General features: G+C 44.0%; 11 protein-coding genes. 4 read left to right on the plus strand and 7 right to left on the minus strand.

From position 1 onward, the window contains the following. The first annotated feature begins 21 nt into the window (after window positions 1-21). Window positions 22-1,674, plus strand: a complete 1,653-nt coding sequence (gene pgi, locus ACKI5J_RS08800) for a glucose-6-phosphate isomerase (protein ID WP_407428602.1) — start codon at window positions 22-24, stop codon at window positions 1,672-1,674. A 46-nt stretch (window positions 1,675-1,720) separates the two neighbouring features. Here the strand turns inward: pgi and ACKI5J_RS08805 are convergent, their stop codons facing one another. From ACKI5J_RS08805 to secA, 6 genes are read right to left on the minus strand one after another with little or no spacing between them, the layout of a single operon-like run. Next, the gene (locus ACKI5J_RS08805; protein ID WP_407428604.1) at window positions 1,721-2,782 is read right to left on the minus strand and encodes a glutaminyl-peptide cyclotransferase; all 1,062 of its coding nucleotides are present in this window, start codon (window positions 2,780-2,782) and stop codon (window positions 1,721-1,723) included. A gap of 23 nt (window positions 2,783-2,805) precedes the next feature. Further along, entirely contained in the window at window positions 2,806-3,165 is a 360-nt protein-coding gene (locus ACKI5J_RS08810; RefSeq protein WP_407428606.1) for a YraN family protein, read from the minus strand. Further along, on the minus strand, window positions 3,165-5,075 hold the full coding sequence (gene dnaG, locus ACKI5J_RS08815) for a DNA primase (RefSeq protein WP_407428608.1): 1,911 nt from the start codon (window positions 5,073-5,075) through the stop codon (window positions 3,165-3,167). The genes ACKI5J_RS08810 and dnaG overlap by 1 nt, the downstream gene beginning before the upstream one ends. 11 nt (window positions 5,076-5,086) lie before the next feature. Continuing rightward, a complete protein-coding gene (locus ACKI5J_RS08820; RefSeq protein ID WP_407428658.1) occupies window positions 5,087-6,025 on the minus strand; it encodes a hypothetical protein in 939 nt (312 codons plus the stop codon). 4 nt (window positions 6,026-6,029) lie between these two features. Further along, window positions 6,030-7,214 (minus strand): M20 family metallopeptidase, encoded by a 1,185-nt coding sequence (locus tag ACKI5J_RS08825; protein ID WP_407428610.1) that lies wholly within the window; start codon window positions 7,212-7,214, stop codon window positions 6,030-6,032. 5 nt (window positions 7,215-7,219) lie between these two features. Next, window positions 7,220-10,534: a preprotein translocase subunit SecA gene (secA, locus tag ACKI5J_RS08830; protein ID WP_407428612.1), complete on the minus strand. Its 3,315-nt coding sequence runs from the start codon at window positions 10,532-10,534 to the stop codon at window positions 7,220-7,222. Between the two features lie 442 nt (window positions 10,535-10,976). On the opposite strand from secA, the gene purD reads away from it, so the two are divergent. Beyond that, window positions 10,977-12,251 (plus strand): phosphoribosylamine--glycine ligase, encoded by a 1,275-nt coding sequence (gene purD / locus ACKI5J_RS08835; RefSeq protein WP_407428614.1) that lies wholly within the window; start codon window positions 10,977-10,979, stop codon window positions 12,249-12,251. Between the two features lie 65 nt (window positions 12,252-12,316). Here the strand turns inward: purD and ACKI5J_RS08840 are convergent, their stop codons facing one another. Next, the gene (locus ACKI5J_RS08840) at window positions 12,317-13,453 is read right to left on the minus strand and encodes a redoxin domain-containing protein (RefSeq protein ID WP_407428616.1); all 1,137 of its coding nucleotides are present in this window, start codon (window positions 13,451-13,453) and stop codon (window positions 12,317-12,319) included. A gap of 176 nt (window positions 13,454-13,629) precedes the next feature. Here ACKI5J_RS08840 and ACKI5J_RS08845 point away from each other — a divergent pair, with 176 nt between their 5' ends. After that, on the plus strand, window positions 13,630-14,193 hold the full coding sequence (locus ACKI5J_RS08845) for an RNA polymerase sigma factor (RefSeq protein ID WP_407428618.1): 564 nt from the start codon (window positions 13,630-13,632) through the stop codon (window positions 14,191-14,193). A 106-nt stretch (window positions 14,194-14,299) separates the two neighbouring features. After that, entirely contained in the window at window positions 14,300-15,250 is a 951-nt protein-coding gene (locus tag ACKI5J_RS08850) for a FecR family protein (protein WP_407428620.1), read from the plus strand. The last annotated feature ends 95 nt before the right edge of the window (window positions 15,251-15,345 follow it).

The raw sequence follows: 15,345 nt of genomic DNA on the forward strand, positions 1-15,345 counted from the left end.
ATTCGCTTAAAATAAAAGCCTATGCTTCCTAAAGTAAACTTCACAGATACAAAATCTTACCAATACTTGTCTGATCACCTGATCGATATCAGCGAAAAACATTTAAAAGAGCTGTTCCACGAAGATCCCTCGCGTTTTGAAAAGTTCTCCATAGAGTTTAACGACATCCTGCTTGATTACTCCAAAAACCGTATTACAGACAAGACAATGGCTTTGCTCATCCAGTTGGCTAACGAATGCCGATTAGAAGAGGCTATCAACTCGATGTTTAACGGCGAAGCGATTAACGAAACAGAAGGGCGTGCCGTTCTGCACACCGCCCTTCGTAATCAAAGTAACTCCTCCATAATAGTCGACGGACACGATATAATGCCCGACATCAACGATGTCCTTAACAAAATGGAGCAGTTCACCGATTCAGTAATATCCGGCTCATGGCTGGGTTATACAGGAAAACCTATAACAGATGTGGTAAACGTCGGTATCGGAGGTTCTGATCTCGGTCCTGTCATGGTCACCGAAGCGCTAAAAGCATACAAAAATCACCTGAATCTCCACTTCGTGTCTAATGTGGATGGTACGCATATCGCCGAAACGCTAAAATCGCTGAACCCCGAAACAACTCTGTTTCTTATTGCTTCTAAGACCTTTACTACACAGGAAACGATGGCCAACGCTCACTCCGCGCGTGATTGGTTTTTAAAATCCGGCGCTTCTGAGGCTGACGTCGCCAAACACTTCGCTGCCCTCTCCACTAATGCAAAGGCAGTTGCCGCTTTTGGGATAGATACCGACAATATGTTTGGGTTTTGGGATTGGGTAGGTGGCAGATATTCACTTTGGAGCGCAATAGGAACCTCTATAGCCCTTGGAATAGGTTTTCAAAACTTCAAGGCCCTCCTATCTGGCGCACATGCAATGGATAAGCATTTCCGTGAAACCGAGTTTGAACAGAATATACCTGTAATCCTGGCACTTTTAGGAGTTTGGTACAACAACTTTTTTGATGCGGAAAGTCATGCCATTCTTCCTTACGACCAGTACATGCACCGCTTTGCAGCATACTTTCAGCAAGGAGATATGGAGAGCAACGGCAAATACGTCGACCGCAACGGGAAAGCAGTAAGCTACGAAACAGGCCCGATTATTTGGGGAGAACCTGGAACAAACGGCCAGCATGCTTTCTATCAGCTCATCCATCAGGGCACTAAACTGATTCCTTGTGATTTCATCGCTCCCGCACAATCACACAACCCACTTGGCGAGCATCACAATCTACTGCTTTCCAACTTCTTCGCTCAAACCGAAGCCTTGATGAACGGCAAATCCGAAGAAGAAGTCACCGCCGAATTTAAAGCCGCAGGGAAACCGGATGAGGAAATAGCCAGATTGGCACCTTTTAAAGTATTCCTCGGAAACAGACCTACAAATTCATTACTTGTTAAGAAAATTACCCCTGAGACACTTGGATCATTGATCGCGATGTATGAACACAAAATCTTTGTTCAGGGAATCATCTGGAACGTCTTTAGTTTCGACCAGTGGGGTGTTGAACTAGGAAAACAGCTGGCAAACAAGATCCTCCCGGAATTGAAAGACAACCAGCCGGTAGAATCGCATGATTCATCTACAAACGGCCTCATTAACAGGTACAAGAACTGGAGATCCCAGTAGTGTTACAAAAAAGGCCAGATTTGGACTGCAAATCCGGCCTTTTTACTTATTGCACTTCCTTAAGCTTTATTTCAAACATCGTATTCCACTTCTTCCCTGTAACAAATAAGCGTTGGCCTTTGACATCCCAGGCTATGCCGTTCAGCACATCCGTGTTTTCCGAGCGATCTTTAGAGGGAAGCAACCCTACCATATTAATATCAGCAGTAACAGCACCTGTGGAAGGGTCGATCCTGACGATCCTGTCCTCCTGATAAACATTGGCGTAGATCTGCCCATCAATCCACTCCAGCTCATTCAAGCTATCCACCGGTCCATTCTGGTCGTATACCTGTATATATCCTTCCTCTACGTAGCTATCCTTGTTAAGCGTATAAATCCGGTTTGTCCCGTCTGATTTGTAAATCTTACTACCATCGAAACACAGCCCCCATCCTTGTTGACTCTCCTGATAAGGAAATTCAGCGAGCTTCTCAAAGCTGTCTTTATTATAAACAAAGCCAATTCGGTTCTCCCAGGTCAGCTGAATAAGCTTATCACCTACTAATGTAAGCCCCTCAGCAAAAACATTATCGGGCATATCCAGCTTCTTCAATACTTTACCGCTTGTCGGCTCGACCTTTCTCAGGCTTGAGCCTCCTATGTCACCTTGAGAGGCATATCCGCCATCACTTTCATAGAAAATCCCGTCTTGGTATTCTAATCCCTGTGTATAGGCAGATGAGTCATGTGGAAAGGTGTTCACAACCTCATAAGTATATCGTATCGGATCCTTCTCTGGCACCACAACAATATTAGTTGTTGTCTCCTTCACTTTTTCACCGGTATAAACCTTAGCTGTCAACGTCCGAATCCCCAGGCCCAGGGCTTGTGATGAAACCTTCAAGGAAGTGGTATCCTGCTTACTTCCAACATACGCGGTATCCAGCAAGTACTGCACGGAATCAAAGGATCCCGCTTCTCCTGATAATTTCAACGTAATTTCACTGCCTCTCTTCACCCTGCTCCCCTCTTCCGGAAGCAAAAAATAAGCTGAACTGGTCAACTCTCTTTTACATGAAGCGAATACCGAAACAAACAAAACAAATAGAATAACAGCTTTTCTCATCGAGTACTAAGTTAAAAAAGGATTTAGCCCCAAAAGGCGTCCTCAATATGATTAATTTTATATTTACCCTTCTCGTCAAAAAGAACCGATACAATATCAAAACGCACTTCACCCTTGTAATCGTGCTGATGAATGTAACCCTCGGCGGCCCATTGCAAGCGCTTCTGTTTGGAAGACGACACAAAGTCCTCCGGCAATCCAAAGTCTGTCCCCGACCGTGTCTTAACCTCCACAAACACTATATAACGACCGAAAGAAGCGATTATGTCTACCTCCGCCTTCCCGAATGTCCAGTTCATCGCTATAATCCGGAACCCGGCATCTCTCAGATAATCAGCAGCAAGCTCTTCTCCATATTTCCCAAGCTGATTATGAAGTGCCATTACTTTACAACTACAGAGCCCAAAAAATTATTAATTCCTTTCTCTACCTCCTTAACCCTCAGATATCGCTGCATTAAAATCATCTGATTATCTTCATCTTTTTCGTTTTGTATCTCGTCGCGAATACTCTTTAGAATGTCGTCGACTTTCCTCTTTTTCAGGTGAAATATCCCCCCCAGTATAGTCGCCCTCATATTTTCTGTCTCGTTCTTGACATAGATCTTCCGCTTTTCATACCAGTTATCGCTGAGGACATATGGGGAGGATATTAGCGAAACCGCAAGGTCTGCAACCCGTTGATCCTGACTTTGGATAAAATCCTGAACCGTAGGCAACTCACCCTGCTCAATACGCGAAGCATATTCATCGATGATGGCTTTACATACCGGATCCTCAAAGGATACATCCGCCATATTGGAGATGACATAGGGGGCTATATATGTATCTGTTATCCCATCCCAATGCACCAGTTCATGTCCATAATTAAGCAGGAGACGGACAATTTCTCTTTCTTGAAGCTGCTCAACGGCACGTACCTCGCTACCGAAGTCCATCTCATCGGGTGGTGGTAGTGGAACGGGCTCTTCATGACGCGGAGTCTTCAGCTTGCCCTGTCTAAGCTTGTTCAGTTCTGTAATCAGCGAGCGCTCATCAATCTGCATGAGCGAGCTGCATTCCCTGACAAATACAGATGCTTTGATACTATCCGGAATCTTGGCAATACTCTCTACCACTTCCCTGATCACTCCCGCCCTTTTTATAGGATCGTTTCCTGCATCTTTTAATAAAACCGAAGTCTTAAATAAAATAAAGTCTTTCTGATTTTTTTCAATGTGACTTTTGAAAGCGGCGTTCCCCAGTTTATGCACATAGGAGTCGGGATCATGTCCATCGGGAAATAACACCACCCGCACATTAAGCCCTTCTTCCAGAATCATGTCAAGCCCCCGCAAAGACGCTTTTATACCCGCTGCGTCGCCATCATAAAGGATAGTGATATTTTTAGTAAATCGTCCTATTAACCGGACCTGCCCGGACGTCAGTGAGGTCCCTGATGAAGCAACAACATTTTCGATCCCCGCCTGATGTACAGAAAGCACATCGGCATAACCCTCAACGAGATAACAGTTATCTGCATCGCGTATAGCCTTTTTTGCAAAATAAAGACCGTATAGAACATCTGACTTATGATATATCTCACTCTCAGGCGAGTTCACATACTTCGGAACCTTTTTGTCAGTCTTCAGGGTTCTTCCACCAAAGCCTATGATTCGCCCCGTAAAACTATGTATCGGAAACAGCACCCGGGCCCTGAACCTGTCATACAGTCTCCCCTTGTCGTTCCTTATCGCAAGTCCGGCTTCTTCAATAAAATTCTCTTTGTAACCCTCTTTGAGAGCCGTCTCAATGAATGCATCCCATGAATCGGGAGAATAGCCAAGCTCAAATTTCTTCAGAACCTCGTCACGAAAACCTCGTTCCCGGAAATAACCCAGTCCAATGGTCTTCCCCTCGTCACTGTTCCACATCGTGTCCTGGAAGAACTTCCCGGCGCGCGCCGTAATCACATAAAGACTTTCCCGACGCTGGTCGGCTTCTTGCCGCTCGGGAGATTGAACAACCTCCTCTACTTCAATATTATACTTATTGGCTATATATCTTAAGGCTTCCGGATAGGAAGCCTTCTCATGGTCCATAATGAATCTTGTCGAATCACCGCCCTTTCCACAGCCAAAACATTTGTATATTCCCTTGCTCACAGAAACGTGAAAAGATGGGGTAGCTTCATTATGAAACGGACACAAGCCGATGAGACTCGTACCTCTTTTTTTGAGATGCACAAAGTCACCCACCACCTCCTCAATCCGCGCTGCCTCTAGGATCTTATCGACTGTCTCTTTTGGAATCATAGAAAAACTTACTATTTCTCTTTCTTATAGCCCTTATGGAGGATCAGAAAGCTTGCTCTTTCTTCTTTTTTTAATGGAATATCCCAGTTACCCTGATAAGATATCTTGGTAGGGAGGATCGATTCACCGTTGTCAAAGTATCCCATTTCAATGTTCATCTTCACGTCAAAATCAAACGCCAGATTTCCATAGTTCATGTCTACTGAACGACCGAGGATCTGCATGTTCCTTTTGTCGAAAATTGTATTCAGTTCCTTAATCATCAGACCGCGTTTGGTCCATCCCGAAAGATCATCCTTAACCTTGACCCTGAAAGTGTAAATGGGGATGGAGTCCAGATAGGTTCCGTTGAAAAAGGTATAATCGTAATATTGCCTCATGTTGGCACTGAAGATCTGCGTCTTATCACCGATAATCGGAACGCCCTTTACGGGTTTTCCGGGAGTAAAGAGAAGCGTCTTAAGCTTATCCTTATAAGATTCGTTGCCCTTTTTTTTATCATCACCAGAAGACTCCGCTTTTACAAAGTCCGAATTGTATGCATTCATGAAAATATAATCAAACATCTCCACGGTGTACAACTGATATTTACCGTTTTTCTTCAACAACTTGCCACTATCTTGCTTAGCCAGGATCTCTTGCCTATACTTTCCAGAATTGTTATGAAAGATCTTACGATAAATCTTGCCTTCTGTTCGGTTCTTCTTGTCAAATGTAAACACACGATTTTCCGCGGTAAAGCTGTAACGCTTCATATTTCGGAAAGCTTCATAGAAGCTGGTGTCAGAAGTAACCTTGTTAATAAACATCTGCACATTGATCCGTTCGCCCACTATGCTCACCGCAGAGTCCAGCTGCACGGTGAGTACCGTGTCCGGATTAAAGCGCTTAAATTCCTGCGCCTGTACTGCACCAACAACAAATAAAAAAAACAGGATCAGTCTCTTCATCATTCTAATTTCCTAAACGCTTCACCGCCAGATAGGCCATCAAGCCTGTGCTGCATACTAAAGCAGTCTCGTCAATATCAAAAGTAGGGGTATGCACAGAGGAGGTGATACCTCTTTCTTCATTTCGAATACCGAGACGATAGAAACATGCATCCGTGACCTGAGAGTAATAAGCAAAGTCTTCTGCAGCCATCCAAATATCCAGATCTTCAACGTTTTCTTTCCCGAGATAGTCTTCAGCATAACCACGAACCTCCGCAGTCAGCTTTTCCTCATTGATCAAAAACGGGTAACCGTTTACGATATTAAACTCACAGCTTCCGCCCATCCCTTCTGCGATAGACTCAGCCATCTTCTTCATCCGTAGATGAGCTTCGGCACGCCACTTTTCATCCAGCGTCCTGAATGTCCCCTCCAGGTATACCTCATTTGGTATCACATTGGTCGCACCATTGGCAATCACCTTTCCAAATGACAAAACAGTCGGTAAACGCGGGTCGGCTGCGCGACTGACAATCTGCTGTAGCGAAACAATAATATTCGCGGCAATAACCACTGGATCGATGTTTTGTTGTGGCTGCGCACCATGCCCACCTTTCCCTTTTACGGTGACATAGATCTCATCCGTAGATGCCATATACTTCCCGGCTCGCATACCTATCTTACCAGCCTTAATCAGCGGCATGACATGCTGACCTAAAATAGCCTGAGGTTTGGGGTTTTCCAGTACACCTTCCTGGATCATCATATTGGCACCCCCTGGAAGCTTTTCCTCACCCGGTTGAAATATCAGCTTAACAGTTCCGCCGAACTCTGCTTTTAAACTTTGAAGAATGCGCGCCGTTCCCAGGAGCGAAGAGGTATGGACATCATGCCCGCAAGCATGCATCACACCCTCATTCTGTGATTTATATGGCACATCGTTCGCCTCTGTTATCGGCAAAGCATCCATATCACCACGAAGTGCAATTACCGCATCAGAAGGCTTGTCCCCCTTGATGATACCAACCACCCCGGTACCTGCAAGAGGATGCCAGCTAATGCCCAGCTCATCGAGGCATGACTTTACAAATGCAGAAGTATGGTATTCCTGAAACGACAGTTCAGGGTTAGAATGCAGAAAACGGCGATGTATGATTACATCGCCGTGAATATTCTCCGCCAATAGCCGGATCTTGTCTTTTAGCATCTTATTTATTCTAAGCCCGCACCATGACAGTTTTTGTATTTTTTGCCACTTCCGCAAGGACATGGATCATTTCTACCGATCTTTTGCTCTGCACGTACAGGCATCTGTTTTTGAGGCTCACGGGTATCTTCCATACCCGGCATACCGCTTGGATCATTTGCCACTGCTGCGAGTTCCGGTTTCGAAACTTTCAGATTGGACAAATCTTGCTTTGGCTGAGGCCTTGCTTCACGAACATCCTCAGATTCCTGCATTGGAATACCGCCTTTATACAAGAAGCTTACAACATCTTTATTCACAGAAATCAACATCTGCTTAAAAAGATTGAAGGCTTCCATCTTATAGATGACCAATGGATCCTTTTGCTCGTAAACAGCATTCTGTACAGACTGCTTCAGTTCGTCCATCTCACGCAAATGCTCTTTCCACGCATCGTCAATCAGAGCCAGAACAACTGTCTTTTCAAATACCCTGAATACCTCGCGACCATCGGTTTCTACCGCTTTTTTCAGGTTAGCAGTAACCTGTAGTCCGCGGACACCATCGGTAAATGGAACAATGATATTCTCAATCATATCGCCACGCTCCTGATATACCTGCTTCAATACCGGCAATGCCTGCGCAGCTATCGCTTCTTTCTTTCTGGCATAATACTCAGAAACCTTCGCAAACACTCGATCAGTCAGTTTAGCAACAGATGTTTCGGTAAACTCTTTATGGTCGATTTCAGCATCCAAAGAAAACACACGGATGATCTCCATCTGGAAACCTTCGTAGTTTGCTGTCTCTTTATACTCAGATACGATATCTTCTACCGTATCATAGAATGTATTGCTCAGATCCACCTCCAGACGCTCACCATACAAGGCATTCCGACGTTTTGTATAAACTACCGTACGTTGAGAGTTCATTACATCATCATACTCCAGCAAACGCTTACGTATACCGTAGTTATTCTCTTCAACTTTTCTCTGCGCTCTTTCAATCGAACGGGTAATCATCGAATGCTGAATCACTTCACCTTCTTCAATTCCCATCCGAAGCATAATATTCGCAATCCTTTCAGAACCGAACAAACGCATCAGGTTATCTTCCAATGACACGAAGAACTGAGATGATCCCGGGTCACCCTGACGTCCCGCACGACCACGCAACTGACGGTCAACACGTCTCGACTCATGACGCTCGGTACCCACAATAGCCAAACCTCCAGCGGCTTTCACACCTTCTCCCAGCTTGATATCCGTACCACGACCAGCCATATTGGTAGCGATCGTAACGGTTCCTGCAGTACCTGCTTCGGCAACGATATCTGCTTCTCTTTGGTGAAGCTTCGCATTCAGTACGTTGTGCTTGATCCCTCTAAGCTTAAGCATTCGGCTTAATAACTCAGAAATCTCCACTGATGTAGTACCAACGAGAACCGGTCTGCCAGCCTGGGTCAACGCAGTGATCTCGTCAACAACCGCATTATATTTTTCACGCATGGTACGATAAACCTTATCCTCCATGTCTTTACGCTGATTCACAACATTCGTTGGAATTTCAACCACATCCAGCTTATAGATCTGCCAAAGCTCACCCGCCTCAGTAACCGCTGTACCAGTCATACCACAAAGCTTGTGGTACATCCTGAAGTAGTTCTGCAAGGTGATCGTCGCGTAAGTTTGCGTAGCATCCTCAACTTTCACATTCTCTTTCGCTTCAATGGCCTGGTGTAAACCGTCAGAGTAACGACGACCATCCATAATACGGCCTGTCTGCTCGTCTACAATCTTGATCTTACCTTCGTCAATGATATATTCAACATCACGCTCAAACAAAGTATAAGCCTTAAGCAACTGGTTAACAGAGTGTATACGCTCCGATTTGATAGAGAAATCACGCATAAGCTCATCTTTCTTAGCGATCTTCTCCTCATTGCTCAAATTTGATTTCTCAATATCAGCAATCTCAGTCCCTACATCCGGCATCACGAAGAAATTAGCGTCTTCACCAGAAGTAGTGATCAACTCGATTCCCTTTTCCGTTAACTCAACCTGATTATGTTTTTCGTCAATAACAAAAAACAACTCAGCATCCGCCTTAGGCATTTCCTTACTCTGATCCTGCATGTGATAGTTCTCACTCTTCATCAGGATCTGCTTGATACCAGACTCGCTCAGGAATTTGATCAGCGCCTTGTTCTTAGGCAAACCACGGTGAGCACGCAATAACGCCAAACCACCCTCTGTCGGGCCCGTCTTACCTTCAGCGATAAGTTTCTTAGCCTCATTCAAAACTCCTGTTACATAGTTCTTCTGAACGTTCACTAATCTCTCGATCCTTGGCTTAAGGTCGTAAAACTCATGCTCATCACCTTTAGGAATAGGTCCTGAAATGATCAAAGGTGTACGGGCGTCATCGATCAATACCGAGTCAACCTCATCCACCATGGCAAAATGCAGTTTGCGCTGTACCTGGCTCTCCCTGTTCTGAGTCATATTATCCCTCAGGTAGTCAAATCCGAATTCGTTATTGGTACCAAAAGTTATATCTGCCAGATACGCTTTGCGGCGCTCCGGGGAATTGGGTTGATGCCTGTCAATACAATCTACAGACAACCCATGGAATTCAAACAATGGGCCATTCCATTCAGAGTCACGTCGCGCTAAGTAATCGTTCACCGTCACGATATGTACGCCATTTCCTGCAAGCGCATTCAGATATGCAGGCAATGTACCAACCAGGGTCTTACCTTCACCTGTGGCCATCTCTGCTATCTTACCCTGATGCAATACAACACCACCTATGAGCTGAACATCGTAATGGATCATATTCCAGGTAACCTCTGTTCCTGCTGCTATCCACTTGTTATGGTGAATAGCCTTATCCCCTTCAATAACAACATTGGGCTTGCGCGCAGCCAGCTCCCTGTCAAATTCAGTAGCCGTTACTACAATCTTTTTGTTCTCTGTAAACCGGCGGGCGGTTTCCTTAACGACAGCAAAGCCTTCAGGAAGAATATCCATCAATACCCGCTCCAACTCCTTATCGCGATCCTTAGTGAGCCTGTCGATTGACTCATACAGATCAGTTTTGGCGTCCATGGAAATATCTGAAGCCTCTGCTTGTTCTTTGAGGTCCGCAATTTCTTTGTCGATCTCAGCAAGAGCTTCCTTGATAATATTTTTGAACGTGAATGTTTTTCCCCGCAGCTCATCGTCCGATAAGATCGCCAGAGTTGGATAAACCGCTTTGATCTTTTCAACAATGGGTTGAATCTGTTTTATATCGCGATCAGATTTACTTCCGAATAATTTATTTAAGAATCCTAACATGTGTAATTTGATAATGGTCTCCATTGACCAACAATTGCGCCATCGTAAAGCGCATCAGCCAATTTGACATAATAATGAGCGAAATTAATGATTTCGATTGATTTAGAAGAGGGTTATCACCATTAAAAATAGGCACGTTCTCCAAACTTTTAAAAGCTCCCTAATTAAACGTAAAAAAAGAGCACATGCTTCAAAGAGAGTAACCTCCTCAAAGTTTGCACGTGAACATATAACGGCGAATTCCCAGCCAGTACTTTATCTGGAAAAGGTTTCAGGTGTTGACAAATGCGGTGTAGGCGGTAATATGCATGTTCACTTTTGTCATAATGGTGGAAAAAAGCAGAACTTCCTATAACATCCTGTATGCTGCCTTGAATATCATTTACATCCGCATCCTGAATAAACCACTTCATACTTTGCTCATTTCCTATATCTTTGCTACATGAACATTCTTTTACTTGGTTCAGGCGGAAGGGAAAGTGCTTTTGCCTGGAAGATAACTCAGAGCCCGCTCTGCAACGAATTATTCATAGCTCCCGGAAACGCCGGAACTGCTGCATTCGGTCAGAATGTTGATTTGAACCCAACTGATTTCAAAAGCGTACGCCGTTTTGTTCTGGAGAATGACATAAACCTGGTTGTGGTCGGACCCGAAGAGCCGCTTGTAAAAGGCATTCATGACTTCTTCCTTGCGGATCAAGACCTGAAGAACATCCCTGTGATTGGCCCGCGTGAAGAAGGAGCAAAGCTTGAAGGCAGCAAAGAGTATTCAAAGGCCTTCATGCGCCGTCACTTTATTCCAACTGCGGCCTCCGCATCCTTTACGATCAATACACTTAACGAAGGACTTTCATATCTGGAGACACATAAACTCCCTGTTGTCTTGAAAGCAGACGGCCTAGCTGCCGGAAAAGGTGTGTTAATCTGCCAGACAACTGAAGAAGCACAAACCGAATTAGTCGCTATGCTTCAGGATGCTAAATTCGGTGAAGCAAGCAGCAAAGTGGTCATTGAAGAATTTTTAACAGGAATCGAACTTTCCGTTTTCGTTTTAACAGACGGACACACTTATAAAATCCTGCCCGAAGCAAAAGACTACAAACGCATCGGCGAAGGCGATACCGGCCTGAATACAGGTGGTATGGGATCCATCTCTCCAGTTCCTTTCGCTGATGAGGCCTTTATGAAGAAGGTTGAAAATGACATTATCCGTCCAACGATCAACGGATTAAAAATCGATCAGATACCCTATAAGGGCTTTATCTTTATCGGATTAATGAATACAGATGGTGAACCATACGTAATTGAATATAACGTACGCATGGGCGACCCTGAAACGGAGAGCGTTATCCCCAGGATTGAAAGTGATTTTCTTGATCTGTTACTCGGCGTTGCAAACGAAAACCTCGCTGAGAAAGAACTGAAGATTTCTGAGAAGACTGCCGCAACGGTTATGCTTGTCTCTGGGGGTTACCCAGGAGAATACATGAAAGGCAAGACGATATCCGGAATCGAGAACCTGAGAGATTCTCTTGCATTCCATGCAGGTACTGTCCTGGAAGACAACCTGGTAAAAACCTCCGGTGGACGCGTTCTGGCTATCACATCCCTACAGGACAACCTTTTTGATGCAGTACAGCAAGCCGTCGCAGATGCAGGCAGGATATACTTTGACGGTCGTTACTTCCGTGCCGATATCGGATTTGATCTGATCTGATATCAAAACCTTTGAAAAGAAGAGGTGGCTAATATCCAGATTAGCCACCTCTTCTTTTTTATCATTTACAAAAGCTCAGCAAGCGTCTTTTCAAGGGCAGCTCCTCTAAGATTCACCGCTACTATCTTTCCGCTTGGATCAATCAAATAATTCTGAGGAATCGAACGGATATTATACATCCTGGCCACCTCATTATTCCAGAACTTTAAGTCAGAAACCTGTGTCCAGGTTAAACCGTCATCCTTTACCGCCTTCAACCACGCATCACGCTGATTCTGACGGTCTAATGAAACGCCTAGTACCGTAAAATTCTTGTCTTTGAACTTATTATATGCCTGCACCACATTAGGGTTTTCTTCTCTGCACGGACCACACCACGAAGCCCAAAAATCAAGCAATACATATTTACCTTTGAAATCGGATAATTTCACCGGCTTTCCATCAGGGTCATTCTGGGTAAAATCCATGGCCATAGCCCCAACAGAGGTCTTCTTCGAAGCCTCCATGCTCATTAATAGCGGCTGCAAAGCCGCGGCCTTCTGAAGAGCAGGACTAAGCGACTTAACCAGTGGATCGATCTCTCCGAACTGAGGATCACGACCGGCGATAGACAGGATTGAATTTACACTGACGTAACTTCCTGGATTTTCCTTCACAAATTGCGTCAGTATCTCCTTCTGCCTCACTTGTAACTTCTCAAGTCTGCTCTGTAAACCACCAACAAACTCCTGTGAACCCTTTTGCTCTGCCGATGCAGCCTGATATTCGGCATCAAGTGCCCTGAACTGAGCCGACAGATCTTTAAGTCTTCCGTTTAGAATCTTATTTTCTGTATTCGCCTTACTCCCTTTGATTGAGGCAGTAGACAAAGAATCATTGCTTTCAATAGAATACTCTCCCTTATCCACATAGATCATCAAAACATCAGGTTGCAAAGTTGATTTCAATGAATCCAGTCCCACCCCTTTCGGGTCCATGATCATAACTCCTGAACTTGGTTCTGAGATAGCTCCTTGAAAACTAAAGCTCCCATTGCTAATCAAAGCAGAGTCTGTGACGGAAGTCTCGCCGTTCTGATATATCAGGTACACTTTAGCTGGCGAGTTAAAAGAACCGACTTTCCCGTTAATTTTGTATGGCGTGTCCTGCGCAAATAGCATCAACGGCGATAAAGCCAATGCTGTAAATAATGATTTTTTCATTCTGATAAATATAAAAGGAAACGCATGATTCCCTTAATTAGTGTTTTGCCGAAGATCGAAACTTTTTGGAACTCCGCAAATCACAGGATGGAACATGATGGATTTATCCTCATTATACTATAAATTAGTAAGAACCAATTATCTCTAGCCCCCCATCTAGCCGGGACCACAAAATTATGTTTAATAAAAATCTGGCAAACTGCTCAGAAGAAGAGCTGATTGAAATGATCAGGCAAGGCAACGAGCATGCTTTCAATGTGGTGTACAATATGTATTGGGAAGAGATATTTATATATGTGATCAGGGTTATAAAAGATGAAGACATGGCACAGGATATTGTTCAGGAGATTTTTGTCTCGTTTTGGGCAAAGCACTCTGAATTAATCATTCATAAATCCCTGAAAGCGTACCTGTTTACTTCAGCAAGGTACAAAAGCCTTGACTTCCTTCAGGAGGCCGCATCCCGCCACAAATATAACCTCCAACATCTCTTGTTTGTCAACTCCACAGACAATTCGCTGGTTGAAGCCCAGGATGCAAACGACCTCCGAGAGAAAATGGAGATCTGTCTCGACAATCTTCCTCCAAAAATGAAAGAAGTATTCGAACTCAGCAGATTTGAATTCTTAACTCACAAGGAGATCGCCACTAAGCTTGGTATATCCGACCAAACCGTAAAAAAGCATATCCATAAGGCGATAAAAGAATTCCGGTCCAGACTTAAAAGCTTGGGATGCTAATTCTGGCATGACATTTTTTTTACTGTGAATCAATAAGTTATGAACTTTTATTTTCTTTCAATACCCCCAAAGCCCCTATTTTCAGACATCTATATATTAACCTGTTATGGAATCCGATGAATTAAAAAGACTACTTCAACGCCGCAAAGAAGGCAGGTGCTCTCAAGAAGAGCTTAGTCAACTTGAAAATTGGTTTGACAACACTTCCCATGCTGGCAATTGGGAATGGTCAGATGCCCGCAAAGCGGAAATAAAATCAGAGATAAGAAAAAATATAAGCTTGAGGCTGAACCGGCAAGCGAGAGAAAGTATGTTCAACATGTATATTAAAATCGCTGCCACGGTTTTATTGATTGTCTCTCCTGGACTATATTTTGGCTTAAACTATATAAATAGCAACTCTCCATATACTGAGATAAATGCTGCTTCAGGAAAGACGACGGAAGTCTTATTGAGCGACGGATCTACAATTATCCTTCAAGCAAAGAGCCGGCTCAAATTCCCGAAGAAATTTAGCGCTGAGGACCGGCAAATATTCCTTTATGACGGCGAGGCTTTTTTTGATATAGCGAAGGACCCTGAAAGGCCATTTATTGTCACGACGAACAACGTCTCTACGAAAGTCCTCGGGACTGCCTTTAATATTTCGTTTTATGAGAATCAACGGGAAATGTGCGTCACAGTAGTAAGGGGAAAGGTCTCCGTAAGTAGCTCCGATGGAAATAAGGTATTACTGAATCCAAACCAACAAGTCGTGATCAACAAAACCTCGGGATCCTTTAAAAAGAATATGGTGGACGCTAGCGAAACTATTGGATGGATTGAAGGAAGATTACAGTTGAATAATCATACCATGCTGCATGCAGCTAAACTACTGGAAAAGAAATATAATATTAAAATAAGGTTTGCTGCCCCCGAAATACATAGGATAAGGTTTACGGCAACCTTCGATAAAACAGACAGCCTGGTATCCATTCTAAACGATATCAGCCGTATTAATCAGCTAACATATACAATGAAAAACAAGGAGGTAATATTTAAAACCGAAGAAAAATAAAAATAAAAAAGACTGGTCTGATTCAGAATCAGACCGGCCCCGTTGGCTCTGTACTGGCATACAGAGCCGACCCTGATCTTAGTAAACCAATTGTA

The sequence above is a fragment of the Arcticibacter sp. genome (genome assembly GCF_045629565.1).
Lineage (GTDB): Bacteria > Bacteroidota > Bacteroidia > Sphingobacteriales > Sphingobacteriaceae > Arcticibacter.